Annotated in this window: 22 protein-coding genes and 1 tRNA gene; 10 read left to right on the top strand and 13 right to left on the bottom strand. The window is 69.9% G+C overall.

Translation table 11 applies throughout. The features are described 5' to 3' along the window. The 3 genes from AAEP80_RS08745 to AAEP80_RS08735 are packed head-to-tail and all read right to left on the bottom strand — an operon-like array spanning window position 1 to window position 2,067. A complete protein-coding gene (locus AAEP80_RS08745; protein WP_420366736.1) occupies window positions 1-930 on the bottom strand; it encodes an Fpg/Nei family DNA glycosylase in 930 nt (309 codons plus the stop codon). Between the two features lie 9 nt (window positions 931-939). After that, entirely contained in the window at window positions 940-1,437 is a 498-nt protein-coding gene (locus AAEP80_RS08740; RefSeq protein ID WP_420366735.1) for a ribose-5-phosphate isomerase, read from the bottom strand. A gap of 9 nt (window positions 1,438-1,446) precedes the next feature. Then, the gene (locus AAEP80_RS08735) at window positions 1,447-2,067 is read right to left on the bottom strand and encodes a helix-turn-helix domain-containing protein (RefSeq protein ID WP_420366734.1); all 621 of its coding nucleotides are present in this window, start codon (window positions 2,065-2,067) and stop codon (window positions 1,447-1,449) included. Between AAEP80_RS08735 and AAEP80_RS08730 the strand changes: the two genes are divergently transcribed. Further along, a complete protein-coding gene (locus tag AAEP80_RS08730; protein WP_420366733.1) occupies window positions 2,066-2,602 on the top strand; it encodes a GNAT family N-acetyltransferase in 537 nt (178 codons plus the stop codon). The genes AAEP80_RS08735 and AAEP80_RS08730 overlap by 2 nt on opposite strands. A gap of 11 nt (window positions 2,603-2,613) precedes the next feature. On the opposite strand, the gene AAEP80_RS08725 is transcribed toward AAEP80_RS08730, so the two are convergent. Then, complete coding sequence (locus AAEP80_RS08725) at window positions 2,614-3,258, bottom strand: DsbA family protein (RefSeq protein ID WP_420366732.1); 645 nt, start codon at window positions 3,256-3,258, stop codon at window positions 2,614-2,616. Between the two features lie 122 nt (window positions 3,259-3,380). Between AAEP80_RS08725 and pepN the strand changes: the two genes are divergently transcribed. The 4 genes from pepN (at window position 3,381) to AAEP80_RS08705 (ending at window position 9,196) form a co-directional block, all read left to right on the top strand. Continuing rightward, entirely contained in the window at window positions 3,381-5,960 is a 2,580-nt protein-coding gene (gene pepN / locus AAEP80_RS08720; RefSeq protein ID WP_420366731.1) for an aminopeptidase N, read from the top strand. Between the two features lie 71 nt (window positions 5,961-6,031). Then, window positions 6,032-7,096, top strand: a complete 1,065-nt coding sequence (locus AAEP80_RS08715; protein WP_420366730.1) for a mechanosensitive ion channel family protein — start codon at window positions 6,032-6,034, stop codon at window positions 7,094-7,096. After that, a complete protein-coding gene (locus tag AAEP80_RS08710) occupies window positions 7,093-7,563 on the top strand; it encodes a globin (protein ID WP_420366729.1) in 471 nt (156 codons plus the stop codon). Before AAEP80_RS08715 ends, AAEP80_RS08710 begins: the two co-directional genes overlap by 4 nt. A 124-nt stretch (window positions 7,564-7,687) precedes the next feature. Beyond that, complete coding sequence (locus tag AAEP80_RS08705) at window positions 7,688-9,196, top strand: chitinase (protein ID WP_420366728.1); 1,509 nt, start codon at window positions 7,688-7,690, stop codon at window positions 9,194-9,196. Between the two features lie 64 nt (window positions 9,197-9,260). On the opposite strand, the gene AAEP80_RS08700 is transcribed toward AAEP80_RS08705, so the two are convergent. Next, entirely contained in the window at window positions 9,261-10,103 is an 843-nt protein-coding gene (locus AAEP80_RS08700) for an NAD(P)H-binding protein (protein WP_420366727.1), read from the bottom strand. A 49-nt stretch (window positions 10,104-10,152) separates the two neighbouring features. Further along, window positions 10,153-10,854, bottom strand: a complete 702-nt coding sequence (locus tag AAEP80_RS08695) for a hypothetical protein (RefSeq protein WP_420366726.1) — start codon at window positions 10,852-10,854, stop codon at window positions 10,153-10,155. A gap of 46 nt (window positions 10,855-10,900) precedes the next feature. On the opposite strand from AAEP80_RS08695, the gene AAEP80_RS08690 reads away from it, so the two are divergent. Next, entirely contained in the window at window positions 10,901-11,764 is an 864-nt protein-coding gene (locus AAEP80_RS08690) for an acyl-CoA thioesterase (protein ID WP_420366725.1), read from the top strand. A gap of 27 nt (window positions 11,765-11,791) precedes the next feature. On the opposite strand, the gene AAEP80_RS08685 is transcribed toward AAEP80_RS08690, so the two are convergent. The 5 genes from AAEP80_RS08685 to msrA all read right to left on the bottom strand — a co-directional run bounded on the left by AAEP80_RS08685 (window position 11,792) and on the right by msrA (window position 15,484). After that, window positions 11,792-12,274, bottom strand: coding sequence for an acyl-CoA thioesterase (locus tag AAEP80_RS08685; protein WP_413602449.1), 483 nt, complete (start codon window positions 12,272-12,274; stop codon window positions 11,792-11,794). 7 nt (window positions 12,275-12,281) lie between these two features. Continuing rightward, the gene (gene ettA, locus AAEP80_RS08680; protein ID WP_281267320.1) at window positions 12,282-13,967 is read right to left on the bottom strand and encodes an energy-dependent translational throttle protein EttA; all 1,686 of its coding nucleotides are present in this window, start codon (window positions 13,965-13,967) and stop codon (window positions 12,282-12,284) included. Window positions 13,968-14,019: 52 nt separating this feature from the next. Next, on the bottom strand, window positions 14,020-14,577 hold the full coding sequence (locus AAEP80_RS08675) for a single-stranded DNA-binding protein (RefSeq protein ID WP_420366724.1): 558 nt from the start codon (window positions 14,575-14,577) through the stop codon (window positions 14,020-14,022). Between the two features lie 129 nt (window positions 14,578-14,706). Beyond that, window positions 14,707-14,865: a methyltransferase gene (locus tag AAEP80_RS08670; RefSeq protein ID WP_281267318.1), complete on the bottom strand. Its 159-nt coding sequence runs from the start codon at window positions 14,863-14,865 to the stop codon at window positions 14,707-14,709. Window positions 14,866-14,956: 91 nt separating this feature from the next. Continuing rightward, window positions 14,957-15,484, bottom strand: a complete 528-nt coding sequence (gene msrA, locus AAEP80_RS08665) for a peptide-methionine (S)-S-oxide reductase MsrA (protein WP_420366723.1) — start codon at window positions 15,482-15,484, stop codon at window positions 14,957-14,959. Between the two features lie 166 nt (window positions 15,485-15,650). Between msrA and AAEP80_RS08660 the strand changes: the two genes are divergently transcribed. After that, window positions 15,651-15,917, top strand: coding sequence for a hypothetical protein (locus AAEP80_RS08660; RefSeq protein ID WP_420366722.1), 267 nt, complete (start codon window positions 15,651-15,653; stop codon window positions 15,915-15,917). Window positions 15,918-16,037: 120 nt separating this feature from the next. Beyond that, on the top strand, window positions 16,038-17,219 hold the full coding sequence (locus AAEP80_RS08655; RefSeq protein WP_420366721.1) for a hypothetical protein: 1,182 nt from the start codon (window positions 16,038-16,040) through the stop codon (window positions 17,217-17,219). A gap of 62 nt (window positions 17,220-17,281) precedes the next feature. On the opposite strand, the gene AAEP80_RS08650 is transcribed toward AAEP80_RS08655, so the two are convergent. Together AAEP80_RS08650 and AAEP80_RS08645 are read right to left on the bottom strand one after the other, a co-directional pair. After that, window positions 17,282-17,354: transfer RNA gene (locus tag AAEP80_RS08650), tRNA-Arg, on the bottom strand. A gap of 14 nt (window positions 17,355-17,368) precedes the next feature. Further along, the gene (locus AAEP80_RS08645; RefSeq protein ID WP_420366720.1) at window positions 17,369-17,929 is read right to left on the bottom strand and encodes an AAA family ATPase; all 561 of its coding nucleotides are present in this window, start codon (window positions 17,927-17,929) and stop codon (window positions 17,369-17,371) included. An 83-nt stretch (window positions 17,930-18,012) separates the two neighbouring features. Here AAEP80_RS08645 and AAEP80_RS08640 point away from each other — a divergent pair, with 83 nt between their 5' ends. Continuing rightward, on the top strand, window positions 18,013-18,810 hold the full coding sequence (locus AAEP80_RS08640) for a cytidylyltransferase domain-containing protein (RefSeq protein ID WP_420366719.1): 798 nt from the start codon (window positions 18,013-18,015) through the stop codon (window positions 18,808-18,810). Then, window positions 18,807-19,679, top strand: a complete 873-nt coding sequence (locus AAEP80_RS08635) for an N-acetylneuraminate synthase family protein (protein ID WP_281267312.1) — start codon at window positions 18,807-18,809, stop codon at window positions 19,677-19,679. Before AAEP80_RS08640 ends, AAEP80_RS08635 begins: the two co-directional genes overlap by 4 nt. The last annotated feature ends 8 nt before the right edge of the window (window positions 19,680-19,687 follow it).

The raw sequence follows: 19,687 nt of genomic DNA, 5'->3' as shown, positions 1-19,687 counted from the left end.
CTACTTCTGGTCCTTCGGGCACCAGTAGAGCTTCCGGCCGGCCATGTCGGCCATCCGGATCTCGGTGCCGCACACCCGGCACGGCTCGCCCTGGCGGTGGTACACCCAGTGCCGGTCCTTCCGGGAGCGGCGGGCCTTCTCGAGCTCCGCATCGGACAGGCCGTCCATCGTCATCATCAGGCCGTCACGGACGCCGTCGTGCAACAGCGTCGACCAGTCCGCCCAGAGCGCCTTCGCCTGCTTGACGGTGATCTGCTTGCCGGGCTTGTACGGGTCGATCCGCTGCCGGAACAGCAGCTCGGCACGGTAGATGTTACCGATGCCGCTCACCACGGCCTGGTCCATGAGGAGCTGCCCGATCGCGACGTTCCGCTTCCGGACGTTCTCGACGAAGGTCTTCTCCGCCTCGGGGCCGTCGTCGTTGATCGGGTCGGGGCCGAGCTTGTCGAGCGCCTTCTGGACCTCGGCAGGGGTCTCCACGACGCAGGCGGTGGGTCCGCGGAGGTCGGCGACGGTGTCCTCGGTGAGGAGCCGCACGCGGACCTGCCCGACGGGGTCCGGCGGGAAGGACTCGATCGGGTCCTCGACCTTCTCCTGCTCGGCCATCCGGTAGCGGGCGAGTCGCGGCGCGCCGATCGACGTCAGCGACTCCTCGCCGTCGCCGTCCTCGGACAGCTGCTCGGCGGAGGACACCATGCCCGCGAAGTCCCACGCCCCGTACAGGCCGAGGTGGACGCGGAGGAACAGGTCGTCCTCGAACTCGAGGAACATCTGCTTGCCGACGGCCCGGGCAGCGACCATGCGCTTGCCGTCGATCTTCGCTGCACCGGCGGCGAACCGCCCCTGCGGACTCGACACCTCGCAACGCTTGCCGACGAAGTGCCGGGTGAACTGGTTGGCGATGCGGTGGACGGAGTGACCCTCGGGCATGGTCCCTGTCTACTCGGCCGCGCCGTCGATCTGCTTACCGGCGATGTGCCCCGTCTGCTCGTACTCGGCGAGCTGCGCGATGCGGCGGGCGTGGCGCTCTTCGCTCGAGAACGGCTCCGCGATGAACAGGTCGACGAAGTCGATGACCTCGGCCTCGGTGTGCTGACGGGCACCGATCGAGATGACGTTCGCGTCGTTGTGCTGGCGGGCGAGGAGCGCGGTGGACTCGTTCCACACCAGCGCCGCCCGGACGCCGGTGACCTTGTTCGCGGCGATCTGCTCGCCGTTGCCGGAACCGCCGAACACGACGCCGAGCGCCTGCACGCCGGCCATCTGATCCTGCACGACCGCGTGCGCGGCGTTGATGCAGAACGAGGGGTAGTCGTCGAGCGCGTCGTACTCGGTCGGGCCGTGGTCCACGACCTCGTGACCCGCCTCGGCGAGGTGGTCGGCGAGGGTCTTCGAGAACTCGAGGCCGGCGTGGTCCGTTCCGAGGTGGATGCGCATGATCCGATCCTATTCCCGGCTGCGAGCGCCCCTCGCCACCACCACGAGGTAGCGGCACTCGTCCTCGGTGTCGTTCCGGTAGGTCACCTCGGCCGGGTCGCCCAGCTCGATCCGGTCCCCCGCCGCGAGGACCGTCGGCTCACCGCCGACGACGAGCCCGAGCTCGCCGTCGACGACCCAGATGCAGTGCCGCAGGAACGCGTACGCCGACGCCGGGTAGGTCACGGACGCACCGGCCGGGAGGCGCACCTCGGTGACGTCCACGGGGAAGTCCGCGCTCGACACGGGACGGCGGCGGTACCCGGTCTCGGGGTCGGTCCAGTGGTCGGCGGTCGCGCCGCGTTGGACGCCGGTCGCGTCCTCGGGGCTGCCGGACTCCGGCACCTCGCCCGGTCGTTGGCCGTCGGCTCCACGCTCGTCGAGCAACTGCGAGATCGTCAGGCCGAACGCCCCGGACAGCCGGCCGAGGATCGTCGCGGTCGGACTCGACACCCCGCGCTCGACACGGTTGATCATCGCGCGCGAGACGCCGGACTCCTCGGCCAGCTCCGTCAGGCTCCAGCGGCGCTCGTCGCGGAGTGCGCGGAGACGTTCGCCGAGCACTCGATCGTCGTCTACCATCTGAGACATGGCGACAGCATATGCGACGAATGGTGGGTCCTCGGCGTCGGACGTGCTCGTCCGCGACTGCGAGCCCGGCGATCTGGACGTCGTCCACGCGCTGCACGTCGACGCCGTGCTGCACACGACGGCGATCTGGCAGGACGCACCGAACCCGCGGTCGTGGTTCGACACGTGGCTGTCGGACCGCCGCGCCGCCGGTTTGCCGGTGTTCGTGGCCGAGGTGGACGGGGAGGTCGCCGGCTACGTGACGTACGGGCCGTTCCGCCCGCACGACGGGTACCGGCACACGGTCGAGCACAGCGTGTACGTGCTGCCGGCGTTCCGGGGCCGTGGCATCGCGTCCGTGCTCATGCGCGCACTCGTGGCCCATGCACGGCAGCGGGACCTGCACGTGATGATGGCCGGCATCTGCAGTGCCAACACGGGGTCGATCGCCCTGCACGAGCGCCTCGGGTTCGAGGTCGTGGCGGTGCTGCCGGAGGTCGGACGCAAGTTCGACCGGTGGCTCGACCTGACGCTGATGCGACTCCCGCTGTCCTGACGACGGGGTGCTCAGCCGGCCGTGTCGAAGATCGGACCGACGGTGCGGGAACGCTTCAGCTCGAAGAAGCCCGGGTACCGGGCGGCCGCGACGATCCCGTCCCAGAGGTCGAGCGCCTGCTGCCCCTTCGGCGCCGGGGAGATGACGGGGCCGAAGAACGCGGTGCCCTCGACGGCGATGACCGGCGTGCCGACGTCCTGCCCGACGCGCTCGATGCCGTCGCGGTGGCTCTCGCGCGTCGCGGCGTCGACCTCGTCGCTCCAGGCGTACTCGGCGAGGTCGGCGTCGAGGCCGAGCTCCTCGAGGACCGCGGGGACGACAACAGCGGGGTCGTCCTCCTGACGGTGGTGGATGTGCTCGCCGAGCGCGTCGTAGAGCGGCTTGACGATGTCGTCGCCGAGTCGGAGCCGCGCGGCAGTCACCAGTCGCGGGTACACCTGCCCCCGCGCGAGCCGCTCCTTGTAGTCCTCGGGCACGTCCTGGTGCTCGTTGAGGACGTACAGGCTCATCACGTGCCACGACACGTCGAGCGGACGCTGCCCCTCGACCTCACCCACCCAGCGGCTGGTCATCCACGCCCACGGACAGTTCGGGTCGAACCAGAAGTCCACAGCGGTCGGCGTCGTCGGGGTGTTGTCCACAGTCGTGTCGGTCACGGGTGCGAGCGTACGCGTGCTCGCTAGGCTGGCTCCGACATGTTCCGCCGGTGCACGACGCCGGGCGGGGCCACCGATGCGCGGACATCGATCGTCCGCGCCGCAGCGAAGTTGGAGCGTCCGTGCCCGGAGAGAACCTCACCCGAATCGAAGCCCAGGAACGTGCGGCGATCGTCGACGTCCAGTCGTACGACGTCGAGCTGGACCTGACGCGCGGCGCCGAGAGCTTCGGCAGCACCACCCGCGTGCGCTTCACCGCGACGCCCGGTGCGTCGACCTTCATCGACGCGATCACCAAGACCGTGCACTCGATCGCCCTGAACGGCACCGCGCTCGACGTCGCGGCCGTGAACGACGGCGTGCGCATCCAGCTCGCCGACCTGCAGGAGCAGAACGAGCTCGTCGTCGTCGCCGACGCGCTGTACACGAACACCGGCGAAGGCCTGCACCGGTTCGTCGACCCCGTCGACGACGAGGTCTACCTGTACTCCCAGTTCGAGGTCCCCGACTCCCGCCGGATGTTCGCGGTGTTCGAGCAGCCCGACCTCAAGGCCGAGTTCACCTTCACCGTGACGGCGCCGTCCCGCTGGCAGGTCGTCTCGAACTCCCCCACGCCGGAACCGCGCGTCGACGGCGACATCGCCACGTGGGCGTTCCCGGCGACCACCCGGATCTCGAGCTACATCACGGCACTCATCGCCGGCCCGTACGAGGTCGTCCGCAGCGAGCTGACCTCGAGCGACGGACGCACCATCCCGCTCGGCGTCTTCGCCCGCAAGTCCCTCGCCGAGTACCTCGACGCCGACTACGTCTTCGAGACGACCCGCAAGGGCTTCACGTACTACGAAGAGAAGTTCGACGTCCCGTACCCCTTCGAGAAGTACGACCAGCTCTTCGTCCCCGAGTTCAACGCGGGCGCGATGGAGAACGCCGGCGCGGTCACCTTCACCGAGACCTACGTCTTCCGCTCGAAGGTCACCGACGCCATCAAGGAGCGCCGGGTCGTCACGATCCTGCACGAGCTCGCGCACATGTGGTTCGGCGACCTCGTGACCATGAAGTGGTGGAACGACCTCTGGCTGAACGAGTCGTTCGCCGAGTGGGCCTCCACGATCGCCACCGCAGAGGCCACCGAGTGGACCGAGGCATGGACGACGTTCCAGGCGATGGAGAAGTCCTGGGCCTACCGCCAGGACCAGCTCCCCTCGACGCACCCGATCGTCGCGACCATCAACGACCTCGAAGACGTCCAGGTCAACTTCGACGGCATCACGTACGCGAAGGGCGGCTCGGTCCTCAAGCAGCTCGTCGCGTGGGTCGGCATCGACGCGTTCTTCGCCGGTGTCTCCGCGTACTTCAAGAAGCACCACCACTCCAACACGGAGCTGAAGGACCTGCTCGTCGAGCTCGAGGCCACGAGCGGCCGCGAACTCGGCGAGTGGTCGAAGCTCTGGCTCGAGACCGCAGGCGTCAACACGCTGCGCCCGGAGATCGAGGTCGACGCCGACGGTGTGATCACGTCATTCGCGGTGCTGCAGGAAGCCCCGGCGGACCACCCGACGCTCCGCCCGCACCGTCTGGCCATCGGCCTGTACGCGTTCGGTACCGACGGCGCAGCACCCTTCGGCGCGGACACCGCGTCCTCCGGTGGCAAGCTCGAGCGCACGCACCGTGTCGAGATCGACGTGGACGGTGCCCGCACGGACGTCCCCGAGCTCGTCGGCCAGCACCGCGGCGACCTCGTGCTGCTCAACGACGACGACCTGGCGTACGCCAAGATCCGTCTCGACGAGCAGTCCCGCCGCACCGCGATCGAGCACCTCGCCGCGATCGCGAACCCCCTCGCCCGCTCCATCGTCTGGGGCGCGATGTGGGACGCCACGCGCGATGCCGAGTCGCCAGCCAGCGACTACGTCCGACTCGTGCTGGGCAACATCGCGACGGAGACCGAGTCGACGACGATCCGCACGACGCTGTCGCAGCTGCTCCTGACGGCGCGGAACTACGTCGCGCCGGCCAAGGTCGACGCCACGGTCCGCACCGTCGGCGACACGCTGTGGAACCTGGCTTCCTCGGCAGAGGCCGGATCGGACGCCCAGTTCCAGTTCGCGAAGTTCTTCGCGCAGATCGCCTCGACGCCGGAGCACGTCGCGACGCTGACGGGGCTGCGCGACGGCTCGGTCACGCTGAACGGGCTCGAGATCGACACCGACCTCCGCTGGGAGCTGCTCGAGGGCCTCGTGCTCGCGGGTGCCGCCGCGGATGCCGAGGTCGACGCCGAGCTCGCCGCCGACAAGACCGCGTCTGGCGAGCAGGCAGCCGCACGGGCCCGTGCGACGATCCCCACCGCCGAGGGCAAGCTGGCGGCGTTCTCGTCGCTCGTCGACTCCGACGCGCTGCCGAACGCGATCGTGCGCCAGACCACCATCGGGTTCCAGCACGCCAACTCCCCGGTCGTGCTCGAAGGCCTCGTGCCGAAGTACTTCGACGTACTGACGCGCATCTGGGCCGAGCGGAGCTACCACATCGCCGACACGATCGTCACCGGGCTGTACCCGGCGCCGCTCGCCTCGGTGGAGCTCCGTGACGCCGCGACCGCGTGGCTCGAGGCACACCCGGAGACCCCAGCACTGCGTCGCATCGTGACCGAGAACCTCGCGGGCACCGAGCGTGCGCTGCGGGTCCAGGCCGCGGACGCCTGAGTCCGGTTGCCAGACGGGGTGTGGCGTTCCTCCAGGGACGCCACACCCCGCCCCTCTAGCATCGAGCGGATATGAACCTGGCTGCAGACGACACCTCGAAGCTCATCTCCAACGCCTTCACCCAGTTCGTGGAGACCTGGCACGTCCCGATCGTGATCGTGATCACGGTCCTCGCGGCGATCATCGTCCGGCTCATCCTCAGGCGCTCGATCAACGGCGTGGTGGACCGCGTCGTCAACGGGGCGAAGAAGCGCCAGGGCACCACCGACACCCAGGCGCTCATCGCCTCGCCGATCCAGACCGCACGCGTCGTCCAGCGCACCAGGACGCTCGGCAGCGTGCTCAAGAACCTGGCCACCGTCGCCGTCGTGATCATCGCACTCGCGGTGATCATCCCGCAGGTGCTCCCGAACGCCGCCGTCGGGATCGTGGGTGGGGCGTCCCTCGTCGCAGCGGGCCTGGCGGTCGGCGCCCAGTCGATCGTCAAGGACCTGCTGTCCGGCGTGTTCATGATCCTCGAGGACCAGGCGGGTGTCGGTGACGTCGTCGACACCGGGCAGGCCACCGGTGTCGTCGAGAACGTGGGCTTGCGGGTCATGCAGATCCGCGACGTCAACGGCATCCTCTGGTTCGTGCCGAACGGGCAGATCCTCCGCGTCGGCAACCTGTCGCAGGGCTGGTCGCGTGTGCTCGTCGACATCACCGTGCCGTACGACACGGACATCGACGCCGTCCAGGACGCGCTGCTCGCCGCCGCCGTGCGGATGTCGCAGGAGCCCCGCTGGCGGCAACGCATCATCGAGAAGCCGGAGATCTGGGGCCTGCAGTCGATCACCGACACGGGCATGGTGTTCCGGCTCGTGGTGAAGACCCGCGCGTCCGAGCTCGACGTCGTCGGGCGTGAACTCCGCATCCGGCTGAAGCACGCCGTCGACGAGCTCGGCGTGACGCTGCCCGCGATGGCGATGATCATGCCGGAGGGCTGGGAGAACGCGACCTCGATCAACGGGCTCCGCACCGTCCGGACCCAGCCGACGCCCGCTCCGACGAAGCCGCGGCGCGGCCGCAAGACCAACCAGTACGGGCAGCCGATCGAGACCGACGGCCCCGACTCCGGAAGGAACAACGACCGATGACCGACCTCCCCACACCAGGCGCCTCCGGTGCGTCCGGCGGTGTGCCTGCGCAACCGATCACGTTGCGGGTCGGCCTCGGCGGGACGTCCGCGACCGGGTCGCTGTTCGATCGGATCGGCGGCGCACCGACGTTCGACCGCCTCGTGCGGCGCTTCTACGACGGCGTGCAGCAGGACGACGTGATCTGGCCGATGTACCCGCAGGACGACCTCGAGGGCGCGATCTCCCGGCTCTCGCTCTTCCTGCAGCAGTACTGGGGCGGACCAGGCACCTACAGCGAGCAGCGCGGGCACCCAAGACTCCGCATGCGGCACATGCCCTTCCGCATCACGTCAGAGGCCCGTGAGCGTTGGCTGCACCACATGCGTGCAGCAGTCGAGTCGCTCGAGCTCGCGCCGCTCGACGAAGCCGAGTTGTGGGCGTACCTCGACCGTGCTGCCCACGCGATGACGAACACCTTCGACTGAGCTCTTGACGCTCCGGCCGAACTGGTCATAACCTCTCCACACCATTCCGCAATGACCTTGCGGAATGGTGTGGCTCGGGCACGGCGCCCACTCCCGAGGGCCGCGACGCCTCATGAGGAGAACCATGCAGGTCGTTCCGAAACTCGCAGCCGTCGGCGCAGGGGCCGCCCTGATCGCCGCGGCGGTCATGCTGCCGAACATCGCCGACGCGGCTGGGGGCAACCTCGTGTCGAACCCCGGTTTCGAGACCGGGACCACCAGCGGGTGGGTGTGCTCCGGCGCCTCCGTGGTCAGCACGCCGGTCCACTCCGGCACGAAGGCCCTCTCCGGCGCGCCGACGTCGTCGGACACCGCACAGTGCTCGCAGACGATCGCCGTCCAGCCGAGTACGGCGTACACCCTGTCCGGATGGGTTTCCGGGAGCTACGTGTACCTCGGCGAGAGCGGATCCGGCGCGAGCACGTGGACCTCCGCAGCGGGCTACCAGCAGTTGACCACCACGTTCACCACCGGGGCCTCGCAGAAGACCGCGACGGTGTACGTGCACGGCTGGTACGGACAGGGCACGTACCTCGCCGATGACATCGTGCTGAGCGGACCCGGCGGCGCAGGTGCCACGCCGACTCCGACCTCGACGCCGACGCCGACTCCGACCTCGACGCCGACACCCACGCCGACACCGACGCCCACCCCGACACCGACTCCGACCCCCACCCCAGGCACCGGCCCGGCCGCGCAGCTGCCGAAGCACACGCTCACCGGCTACTGGCAGGACTTCGACAACGGCGCGAAGGCGCTGCGACTCGCCGACGTTCCGAAGTCGTACGACCTCGTCGCCGTTGCGTTCGCGAACGCCGACGCGTCGAAGCCCGGCGCCGTGACGTACGCCGTCGACCCCGGCCTGTCCACGAAGCTCGGCGGGTACACGGATGCGCAGTTCCGGTCGGACGTGCAGACGGTCCATGCTCGCGGCCAGAAGGTCATCGTCTCGGTCGGCGGCCAGAACGGCACGATCTCCGTCGCTGACAGCACGTCCGCGGCGAACTTCGCCGCGAGCGTCGACTCCCTGATGAACTCGTTCGGGTTCGACGGGGTCGACATCGACCTCGAGAACGGCGTGAACCCCACGTACATGGCGCAGGCGCTCCACACCGTCGCGGCGAAGCACCCCGGCATGATCATCACGATGGCGCCGCAGACGATCGACATGCTCAGCACGTCATCGGACTACTTCGCCCTCGCGCTGAACATCAAGGACATCCTGACCATCGTGCAGACGCAGTACTACAACTCCGGGTCGATGAACGGGTGCGACGGCGGCGTCTACGCGCAGGGCACCGTGGACTTCGCGACGGCGCTCGCCTGCACGTCCCTCCAGGGCGGTCTGCGCGCGGACCAGGTCGGGCTCGGGTTCCCCGCCTCGCCGAGCGGCGCCGGGAGCGGCTTCGTCGCACCGAGTGTCGTGAACAACGCGATGACCTGCCTCGCGAAGGGGACCGGTTGCGGCTCGTTCGTCCCGGCTGCGAAGTACTCCGGGCTCCGCGGTGCGATGACCTGGTCGATCAACTGGGACGCCTCGAACGGCTACGCGTTCGCGAACGCGGTGCGGCCGGTCCTGGACGCCCTGTCCTGACCACCACCGGACTGGAGGCTCGTGGCGACGCCGCCACGAGCCTCCAGTCCGCCACCCGGTCGCGTCAGCGGACGTACGAGCCGTCCGCCAGGTCCTCCAGCAGTGACGGGCGGGTCGGGTTCCAGCCGTACGCGCTGCGCGCGTGCGCGCCCGAGCACTCCTGGTGCATGAGCAGGGCGTCCGCGTACGCGGTACCGAGGCGCTCCCGGGACGCGTCCACGCTCTCCGCGACGATCGGCGACCCGTGTGCGCCGGCTTCGGCGATCTCCCGCACGGTCGGGTTGTCGCCGGTCGCGACCAGCACGTACCCGTCCTGCTCCGCCCGCTCGAGCGCCAGGACGTAGAGTTCGCCGAGGTCGTCGACGTGGACCGTCGCCCAGCGCTGCGACCCGTCGCCGACGAGCCGGACCTCGTGCTCGCCGTCCCCGACGAACATCGCCGGGATGCCGGCTCCGCGCCCGTAGACGATGCCGGGTGCCACGATCGTGGTGCGCACGTCACTGGCACGGACCACCGCCTCGTTCGCACCGCGCCACGACGTCATCGCCGGAGGGTCGATCGGGGACTGCTCGGAGATGTCGGTCGAGTTGCCGAACGTGAAGATGCCGCCGGTGTGGACGAACGGCTTCGGGGTCCCGGTGAGCGCTTCGAGGACCGTCCGGACGAACGCCTCGTCGACGTCCTTCGCGGACGCGGTGTGCACGACGGCGTCGGCCTCGTGGGCGAGGCGCTCGACGACCTCCGTGTCGGTGACGTCCTCGACGAACGCGCGACCGCCCGCGTCGCGGACCGCCTGGGCCTTCTCGTCGGAACGGACGATCGCGGTGACGTCGTGCCCGTGGGCGACGAGTGCACGGAGGGCGGATGAACCGATGTAGCCGGACGCGCCGGTCAGGAACACATGCATGCGACCAGCCTGGCACCGGGGGCTGGCCGAGCGCTCCGTGCTGCGGGGGCTAGGACGCCAGGGTCCAGGCGCGTCGCTTCACCAGGACGTGTCCACGCGAGGTCGTGAGGCGGCTCCAGGGGCCGGTCTCGAACAGCCGCACCGGGTCGTGCCCGAGGAACCCGAGGCTCTCCCCCGCGAACCCCGCTCCGGCCGGGACGTGCTCGACGCCCGGGATCGGTCGACCCCAGACCTCGGACCGGACCTTGCGGACCACGGCGTCGCCGGCGTTCGTCGGCACCGCGTCGGCGACCTCGTCGATGCCGGCCTTCGCCGCACGGCGGAGGAGCTCGGCGGAGACGTCGGGCAGGGGGATCCACCCACCGCGCGGCGGGGAGATCGCAGCCCAGGTGACGGTGTGGACCTCGTGCGGTAGCTCGACCTCGATCGGGGTGGCCCGGGTCGGGTCCGCACCCTCGGCGTGTTCGGCGTCCTGCGCGTCGGCGAGCACCCGCAGGCGTTCCTGGAACGAGGCCAGCGGAACGACGACGTCGATCGACGCCGGCTGGGTCAGCGAGAAGGTGCGGAGCCCGAGCACCGTCGGGAGCTCGTCGAGCAACCCCAGCGGGTAGAGGATCGCCGTGTAGACGGCGAGCACCCCGGAGTCGGCGATGAGGCGGACGGAGCCGTCCTCGACGCGGGCGGCACGTCCGAGGTACGTGCGGAGGTCCCTCAGGGAGGCGGCGTCGGGCAGCGTGAACGAGGTGCTCATGTCGTGTCCGATCCTACCGGGGCGCTCCTCTTCGTAGACTGCGGGGGTGGTCAACGACGAACCGGACTTCCTGCGGACCCTGCGACTCGAGGACACCGGCGCGAGTACGCGCGAGACGATCCTCACCGGGGCGAACCACTGGTCCCCCGGTGGCCGGGTCTTCGGCGGCCAGGTCCTCGCGCAGTGCATCGTGGCGGCGCAGGCCACCATCGACGGCCGCGACATCCACTCGATCCACGGGTACTTCCTGCGACCGGGCGACATCGACGTGCCGATCACCTTCGGCGTCGAACGCATCCACGACGGTCGGTCCTTCGCCACACGTCGGGCACAGGCCTACCAGAACGGCACGCCGATCTTCTCGATGATCGCGTCGTTCCAGACGGCGGACGACGGCGTCGAACACCAGGACCCCTTCCCCGTCGGCATGCCGGAGCCGGAGTCGCTCCCCTCGGCGGCGTCGATCCTGTCGGCGATCGACCACCCCGTCGCACGGGCGTGGGCCGAGCGGTCGATCGACCTCCGGCACGTCGAGGGCCCGGTGTTCGTCGACGTGCAGGGCGAGCACGTGCCGCACCAGGCAGTGTGGTTCCGCGTGCAGGGCGACCTGCCCGACGACCCCGCTCTCCACCGCGCCGTGCTGGCCTACGCGAGCGACCTGTCGATCCTGGAGCCGATCATGCGGCGGCACGGGGTCGCCTGGGGCACCCCGGGGGTCAAGAGCGCGAGCCTCGACCACGCGATGTGGTGGCACCGGGACGGTCGCGCGGACGAGTGGATCCTGTACACGCAGGAGTCGCCGAGCGCGCAGGGCGGCCGGGGACTCGCGTTCGGCCGGATGTTCTCCCGCGACGGACGCCTGCTGGCGAGCGTGGCGCAGGAAGGCATGATGCGGATCCCGCGCCGCTGACACGGGGGGGGGGGCAGGCCGGGTCGGCTACGGCCTCGAGAACACGACCGGCGGTTCGACGTACGGCTCGCACGCCGCACGCTCGACGGCCGTGAGACGACGCGGACGGTTCGTGGCCGCGTCGACCATCACCAGCGTCGTCGTGGCCCGCGTGTACAGCTCGGCGGGCTCGTGGCCGGCCGGCGACCAGACCTCGTACGAGATGTCGAGGCTCGCACCGCCGACGTGCCCGATCCAGAGCTGGATGTCGAGCGGTCGTCGGAAGTACGGCGTCGATGCGAGGTACTCGAGCCGCTGGGCCGCGATGACCGTCATCGTGCCCGACCCCGGCCGACCGTCGATGATCGGCTCCGGCGCGGATCCCGACTCGTCGACCTCGTCGGGATCCGGCGCCCAGAACGCGAGCACACGAGCTTCTTCGAGCAGCCGGAGCATCGCGGAGTTGTTCACGTGCCCGTAGGCGTCGATGTCGCTCCAGCGGATGCGGACCGGCGTGTGCAGCCTGGCCACGTGCGGGTCAGTCCCGCGTGAGCTTGCGGTACGTCGCGCGACCGGGCTTGGCCGCGTCGGCACCGAGGCGCTCGATCTTGTTCTCCTCGTACGCCTCGAAGTTGCCCTCGAACCAGTACCAGTTCGGCGTGCCGTCCTCGTTCAGGCCTTCCCACGCGAGGATGTGCGTCGCGATGCGGTCGAGGAACCACCGGTCGTGGGTGATGACCACGGCGCAACCGGGGTACTCGAGCAGTGCGTTCTCGAGCGAACCGAGGGTCTCGACGTCGAGGTCGTTGGTCGGTTCGTCGAGGAGCAGGAGGTTGCCGCCCTGCTTGAGCGTCAGCGCGAGGTTCAGACGGTTGCGCTCACCGCCCGAGAGGATGCCTGCACGCTTCTGCTGGTCAGGGCCCTTGAACCCGAACTGCGAGACGTAGGCGCGGGACGGGATCTCGGTCTTGCCGACCTGGATGTAGTCGAGTCCGTCGGACACGACCTCCCACAGGTTCTTGTTCGGGTCAATGCCGCCACGGCTCTGGTCGACGTAGGAGATGTCGACCGTCTCACCGATCTTCAGCGTGCCGCCGTCGAGGGGCTCGAGCCCGACGATCGTCTTGAACAGGGTCGTCTTGCCGACGCCGTTCGGGCCGATGACGCCGACGATGCCGTTGCGCGGGAGCGTGAAGGAGAGGTCGTCGATGATGACGCGCTCACCGAACTGCTTGTGCAGCTTCTCGGCGTCGATGACCTGCGAGCCGAGACGCGGCCCCACGGGGATCACGATCTCCTCGAAGTCGAGCTTCCTGGTGCGCTCGGCCTCCGTCACCATCTCCTCGTACCGAGCGAGACGGGCCTTGGACTTCGCCTGGCGGCCCTTGGTGTTGCTGCGCACCCAGTCGAGCTCGGACGACAGACGCTTCGCGAGCTTGGCGTCCTTCTTGCCCTGGACCTCGAGGCGAGCGCGCTTCTTCTCGAGGTACGTCGAGTAGTTGCCCTCGTACGGGTAGAGACGACCGCGGTCGACCTCGGCGATCCACTGGGCGACGTGGTCGAGGAAGTACCGGTCGTGGGTCACGGCGAGCACGGCGCCGTGGTACTGCTGCAGGTGCTGCTCGAGCCAGAGCACGCTCTCGGCGTCGAGGTGGTTGGTGGGCTCGTCGAGGAGGAGCAGGTCCGGCTTCTGCAGCAGGAGCTTGCAGAGCGCGACGCGACGCTTCTCACCACCGGACAGGTGCGTGACGAGCTCGTCCCCCGGGGGGCACTGGAGCGCGGCCATCGCCTGCTCGAGCTGCGAGTCGAGGTCCCACGCGTCGGCCGCGTCGATCTCTTCCTGCAGGGTGCCCATCTCCGCCAGGAGCGCGTCGAAGTCGGCGTCCGGCTCGGCCATCAGCGCGGAGATCTCGTTGAAGCGGGAGATCTTGCCGTGGATCTCGCCGACGCCTTCCTGCACGTTCTCGAGCACGGTCTTCGACTCGTCGAGCTCGGGCTCCTGCATGAGGATGCCGACGCTGAAGCCCGGCGTGAGCTTCGCTTCGCCGTTGGAGGGCTGGTCGAGGCCGGCCATGATCTTCAGGATCGTCGACTTGCCGGCGCCGTTCGGGCCCACGACGCCGATCTTCGCACCGGGGAGGAACGACATCGTGACGTCGTCGAGGATCAGCTTGTCGCCGACTGCCTTGCGGGCACGGACCATCTGGTAGATGTACTCAGCCATATCGCGGTCAAGTGTAGTGACCCGTCCGGCCCCGCGTGACGGTTCGAGCACGTCAGGCCGCTTCGCGGTGGACTTCGTCGGCGGCTCGGGCGGCGGCGCTGGGTTCCGGGAGCTCCTCGTCCACCCCTTCTGCCGGGACGGGAGTCGTCTCGTCGGCGTCGCCACCCGAGCCGTCCTCCGCACCGTGGACCTCCCCCGTGTCGGGGTTCACGCTCGGTCCGGGGCCGGGCACCGCGGTCGCTTCCGATGCGTGGCGCGGGACCTTGATCCAGTTGCCGATGCCCCAGGCGAGGTCCTGCCCGAGGGCTTCCGCGTCGATCTCCACGGACGTGCCGCCGCGGCCGTCCCGCTCCCAGGTCCTGATCCGCACCCGTCCGGTGACGAGGATGCGGTCGCCCTTCTTGACGGACTTGTGCACGTTCGCCGCGAGCGACCGGAAGGCCGTCACGGTGAACCAGTTGGTGGGGCCGTTGGTCCAGGTGGAGTTCTGGCGGTCCCAGCGACGGGACGGTGATGCCAGTCGCATGCTCGTGATGGCGATGCCGGTCTCGGTGACGAGGTGGCGGGGCTCGGTCGCGACGATGCCGCAGACGGTGATGGTGTCGTTCATGCCACCGATCGTCATCGAGCCCCGGACCGCCGTGGCGGGCCGGGGCTCGATGTGTGTGGTGTGGACCCGATCCGGCGACTGTGGAGGACGAGTCCCCCGAGCCTCCTGGTCGGGTGCGGCCACGTCGGATCAGTGCGCGTGGAACTCCGGTCGCGTCGCGAGCGGACCGAGCGCGGCGTGGACCGCACCCTTCGCGGACTGGAGCGACGGGTAGACCCCGCCACCGCCTTCCCGGTGTCCGTAGAGCTCGACCCGGAAGCCGTCCGGCGCACGGTGGATGCTGCCCACCGCTCCTGCCGGACCGACTGCGACCCATGTTCCGTCGTTCTGTGTCATCGTTCGACCACCTCCTCGTGGCCCCGACGTCCGGTCCTGTTGTTCAGGACGCCAGGATGTACTGACTGTAGGCCTTGCGGACCTTGTTCACCTTCGGCAGCGCAACTGCGAGGCAGTAGCCCTGACCGGGGTTCTTCGCGAAGAAGTCCTGGTGGTACTCCTCGGCGGGGAAGAACGTCGTGAGCGGCTCGATCGTGGTGACGATCCCGCCGTCCCAGATGTCCGAGGCACGCTCGATCGCCCGCTCGAACAGCGCACGCTGCTCGTCGTCGGCGGGGAACATCGCCGAGCGGTACTGCGTGCCGACGTCGGCGCCCTGGCGGTTGCGCTGCCGCGGGTCGTGCAGCGTGAAGAACACGTCGAGGATGACGTCGGCCGGGATCACCGTCTCGTCGAAGGTGACGGCGACGGCCTCGGCGTGACCGGTGGCACCGGTGCACACCGCCTCGTACGACGGGTTCTCCGTGGTCCCACCGATGTAGCCCGACACCACGTCCTGCACACCCTGGAGCGTGCGGTACACGGCGTCGAGACACCAGAAACATCCACCTGCGAGCACGAACGTGGTCATGGGCACAACGTACCTCCCCGGCCTCCGAGGAGCTCCGAGCGCCTGATGCGTCCTCCACAACGCGCAGCCGGCCCGCACTGTCCCCCGGGCGCACCGCCACGTCCCGGCGTGTCGGAGGTGCGCCGTAGCGTCAGCAGCACACCGACCAGGAACAGGAGGCACCTCGATGCAGACCACCACCGAGCCCCAGCTGCGCATCCGGACCGCGCACCCCGTGGCACGCTCCCGCGGTGACCTCCGTGTCCTCGACGTCCGTGACGACCTGTCCCGCGTGACCCGTGCCAACGGCGAGATCGTCGGGTACGTCGATCGGGTCGACGTGGCAGGCGACACTGCGTACCGAGCGCGGCGGTACATCGCCGCCGAGCGCCGGTTCGTCGAACTGCCGAACGTCTGGTCCGTCGACGACGCGGTGGACTGCCTGCGCTGGTGACCTCGGTGCGTGGAGCGGTTCGATCCGATGATGTTCCACATTGGAATCACGTCGGACCGGATGCGCGGAACGCCGCCTGATCTCCCCTGGAACCGACCGACTCGTGGGTATGGTGCGCGCATGGACTGGTGGAACGACCTTCTCGACTGGACCTCGTCGGACACGGGGTGGCGCGTGATCTCCGGAGCGCTGATCCCCTTCGTGGCGATCGTCGTCGCCGGTGTCGTCGCGGCCCTCATCGGACGCGGTGCGACCAAGCGCGTGGTGAGCCTGCAGGAGCGGGAAGCCAAGAACGCCGCCGTCGCCGCCATCATCTCGGCGGCACGCAAGGCCGCGTCGTGGGGCTCGCTCGGTCACGAGGAGCGCGGGTACGCGGACCACCTCGCCGAGGACGCCGACATCCGTCTCCGCCTGCTGCCGATCAACGGTGCGCCGCTCGCGGCGAACTGGGCGCAGCACGAGATCGCCGACATCAAGAAGAACTCCTCGACGTTCAGCTTCCAGGCGGAGCAGTCCCTCGCCGAGTTCCGCGACCGGCTGCTCGAGTGGCAGTCCCGGCCCGGCAAGGCACGCAAGCTCTTCAAGTACGACCTCGAGCGCTGGAAGTTCGAGTCGCCCGATCCCGACGCCGACCTGATCAAGCGTCAGCAGGACTGGAGCGCCGACCAGGCGAGCGGCAAGCGCGCGCCGGAACCGACGCCCGCTCCGACGCCGACGACCACCTCCCTGCGGCCTGCGCCGCAGCGGACGGGAGGCCCGACCACGCCCGCCGCGCAGCCCGCGTCCGCCACCGCTGCGGGAACCGGCGCCGGCCCCACCGCGACGCGCGGCACCGACCCGAACGCCACGACGCCGATCACGGACGGCGCGACCCGCTCGTTCGGCGACGGACTCACCCGCCCGTACGGTGACGACCAGCCGGCGCCGACGCCGATCCGTCCCGCCCTCGGGACCCCCGGTACGCCCGGGGCTCCCGTCACGCCCGGGGCTCCCGGCACGTCCGCATCCCCGTCGCGCGGTTCGAGCGATGTCGACGCGGACAACGCCGACGTCGTCGACGAGCAGCCGATGTCGTCGCCCCGGCCGCAGTCCTCGCCCCGCGAGACGGACACGCAGCGGGACGCCGGCACCCTCACCGACGGCCCCGTCGATGCCGCGGGCCCCACGAACACGACATCGATCCCCACCCGGATCGCCGACGCCCCGGTCGAACCCGCGGACGCCGACGAGACGTCAGAGTCGCCGTACACGCAGCCGATCAGCGCCAACGAGCTGCGTCGCCGCGCCGAGGACGACGAGTAGCCGTCACCGCCCCCCACCACACGAAGGCCGCCATCCGAACGGATGGCGGCCTTCGTCGTCGGTGCCCCCGGCAGGAATCGAACCCGCGGCACGGTGGGTAGAAACCACCTGCTCTATCCACTGAGCTACGGAGGCGGACGACTCCGATTCTATTCCGAGGCTCGGGGCAGCCGGTGGACCCACGCGTCGACCTCGGCCTTCGACCGGAGTCGGACGATGCGCAGATGGGGTGCCGTGTCCTCGAGTGGTGGGACCTGGGCCTGCATCTTCCTGCGGGTCCGGAGCCCCCACCGGATGATGTGGTCCCGGTTCACCAGGACGGTCCACAGCGGCGGCTCGACGTTGCCGTTCCAGAGCTCGATCCGCCGGGCCCGTCGACGGACCGTCCGACGCACGAGCCGCCAGAGCGCGACGAGGACGGGCAGGTCGAGCCAGACCATGGTGTCGGCACGCTCGACGAGGAGGGGTCGCACCTGGTGGTACTGCCACTCGGTGACCCAGGCGGGTTCGGCGGTGAACGCCTCGACGTCCGCTTCGAAGGTCGGACGCGGCACCCAGCCGGGTCCGTGGAACAGGGCGTCGATCTCGGTGTGCGGAACTCCGAGCCGGCGGCTGATCCGACCGGCCGTGGTCGTCTTGCCGACGCCGGTCACCCCGGCGACGAGGACTCGACGTGGCGGCGGATCGAGGACGTCATCGGCTCCGAGCACCCGTCGACCCTAGCAATCCGCCGTTCCCCGGACGCTCCCCCGCCGTTCGCCTCCCGGCAACACCGCCTCCCTAGCGTGCCGACATGAGCACCGAGCGCGCAGGCGGCACGCGCGTCAGCAGCATGCGCGCCAGCAGCATGCGCGTCGTCGCGGTCATCCCCGCGCGTGCTGGTTCCAAGGGCATCCCGGGGAAGAACCTCCGCCCGGTCGCCGGCCGCTCCCTCGTCCGTCGCGCCGTCGAGTCCGCATTGCGAGCACACCTGGTGGACGCCGTGGTGGTCTCCACGGACGGGGACGCGATCGCTGCCGAGGCCGTGGCGGCCGGTGCACGCATCGTCCGGCGCCCCGCCGCCCTCGCCGACGACGGCGCCAGCTCCGAGTCCGCGCTGCTGCACGCGCTCGACGAGCTCGCGGCCGTCGGCGACACCCCAGAGGTCCTGCTCTTCGTCCAGGCGACGTCACCGTTCATCGACCCGGCCGACCTCGACGCCGCCGTCGAACGGATCCTGGACGACCACGCGGACTCGGTGTTCGCAGCGACGCCGTCGCACGCGTTCCTGTGGCGCACCGATCCCGACGGGCGTGCGGTCGCGGTGAACCACGATGCCGCAACGCGCCCGCGCCGCCAGGACCGGGCGCCCGAGTACCGCGAGACCGGCGCCCTCTACGCGATGCGCGTCGAGGGGTTCCGGCAGCACCGTCACCGGTTCTTCGGGCGGGTCGAGATCGTGCCGGTCGATCCGGCAGGCGCGATCGACATCGACGACGAGCTGGACCTCGCGCTCGCCGACGCCCTCGCACCCCGGCTCGACCGCACCGCACGCAACGCCAGCACTGCCCGCGAAGAACACGAAGCCACCACCACGAACGGAGCACCATGACCGTCAGCATCGGCACCTCGACCATCGGCGCCGGCCACCCCGCCTACCTGATCGGCGAGATCGGCCTGAACCACAACGGCGACGTGGACATCGCGAAGCGGCTCGTCGACGTCGCCGCCGACGCGGGGCTGCAGGCCGTGAAGTTCCAGAAGCGAACCCCGGAGATCTCCACGCCCGAGCACATGAAGCACACCCCGCGGAGCACCCCGTGGGGCGAGATGACCTACCTCGAGTACCGCTACCGCGTCGAGTTCGACCGCGACCAGTACATCGAGATCGGGGACCACGCGACGATGCGCGGCCTCGACTGGTTCGCGTCGCCGTGGGACGAGCCGAGCGTGGACTTCCTCGAGGACCTGGGCGTCGTGGCGTACAAGATCGCCTCCGCGTCGGTCACCGACCTCGGCCTGCTCGCCGCGGTGGCAGCGACCGGCAAGCCCGTGATCCTGTCGACCGGGATGTCGACGCTGGAGCAGATCGACCGCGCGGTCGAGGCGCTCGGCACCGAACGGCTCGTGCTCATGCACGCGACCTCGACGTACCCGCTGCCCGCCGAGGAGGCGAACCTCCGCATGATCGACACCCTCGCACAGCGCTACATCGGTGTCCCGGTGGGGTACTCGGGACACGAGCCCGGCCTGCAGATCTCGATCGCGGCCGTTGCCCTGGGCGCCACCGCCGTCGAGCGCCACATCACGCTCGACCGCACCATGTGGGGCTCCGACCACGCCGCGTCGCTCGAGCCGCACGGCCTGCAGACCCTCGCGCGCGACGTCCGCATCATCGAGACCGCCCTCGGCGACGGCGTCAAGCGGGTCATGCCCGGCGAGCTCGCCCCGCTCGCGAAGCTCCGCCGCGTGGACGCGTGACCCCAGCG

This window comes from Curtobacterium sp. L3-7, assembly GCF_048756585.1.
Classification (GTDB): domain Bacteria; phylum Actinomycetota; class Actinomycetes; order Actinomycetales; family Microbacteriaceae; genus Curtobacterium.
This window is presented reverse-complemented; position numbering and strand designations above follow the sequence as displayed.

Bases quoted from the DNA above. Each gene is read 5' to 3' on its own strand.
- AAEP80_RS08745 (WP_420366736.1), bottom strand. From the start codon at position 930: ATGCCCGAGGGTCACTCCGTCCACCGCATCGCCAACCAGTTCACCCGG.
- AAEP80_RS08740 (WP_420366735.1), bottom strand. From the start codon at position 1,437: ATGCGCATCCACCTCGGAACGGACCACGCCGGCCTCGAGTTCTCGAAG.
- AAEP80_RS08730 (WP_420366733.1), top strand. From the start codon at position 2,066: ATGGCGACAGCATATGCGACGAATGGTGGGTCCTCGGCGTCGGACGTG.
- AAEP80_RS08735 (WP_420366734.1), bottom strand. From the start codon at position 2,067: ATGTCTCAGATGGTAGACGACGATCGAGTGCTCGGCGAACGTCTCCGC.
- AAEP80_RS08715 (WP_420366730.1), top strand. From the start codon at position 6,032: ATGAACCTGGCTGCAGACGACACCTCGAAGCTCATCTCCAACGCCTTC.
- AAEP80_RS08710 (WP_420366729.1), top strand. From the start codon at position 7,093: ATGACCGACCTCCCCACACCAGGCGCCTCCGGTGCGTCCGGCGGTGTG.
- AAEP80_RS08705 (WP_420366728.1), top strand. From the start codon at position 7,688: ATGCAGGTCGTTCCGAAACTCGCAGCCGTCGGCGCAGGGGCCGCCCTG.
- AAEP80_RS08700 (WP_420366727.1), bottom strand. From the start codon at position 10,103: ATGCATGTGTTCCTGACCGGCGCGTCCGGCTACATCGGTTCATCCGCC.
- AAEP80_RS08695 (WP_420366726.1), bottom strand. From the start codon at position 10,854: ATGAGCACCTCGTTCACGCTGCCCGACGCCGCCTCCCTGAGGGACCTC.
- ettA (WP_281267320.1), bottom strand. From the start codon at position 13,967: ATGGCTGAGTACATCTACCAGATGGTCCGTGCCCGCAAGGCAGTCGGC.
- AAEP80_RS08675 (WP_420366724.1), bottom strand. From the start codon at position 14,577: ATGAACGACACCATCACCGTCTGCGGCATCGTCGCGACCGAGCCCCGC.
- msrA (WP_420366723.1), bottom strand. From the start codon at position 15,484: ATGACCACGTTCGTGCTCGCAGGTGGATGTTTCTGGTGTCTCGACGCC.
- AAEP80_RS08660 (WP_420366722.1), top strand. From the start codon at position 15,651: ATGCAGACCACCACCGAGCCCCAGCTGCGCATCCGGACCGCGCACCCC.
- AAEP80_RS08655 (WP_420366721.1), top strand. From the start codon at position 16,038: ATGGACTGGTGGAACGACCTTCTCGACTGGACCTCGTCGGACACGGGG.
- AAEP80_RS08640 (WP_420366719.1), top strand. From the start codon at position 18,013: ATGAGCACCGAGCGCGCAGGCGGCACGCGCGTCAGCAGCATGCGCGCC.
- AAEP80_RS08635 (WP_281267312.1), top strand. From the start codon at position 18,807: ATGACCGTCAGCATCGGCACCTCGACCATCGGCGCCGGCCACCCCGCC.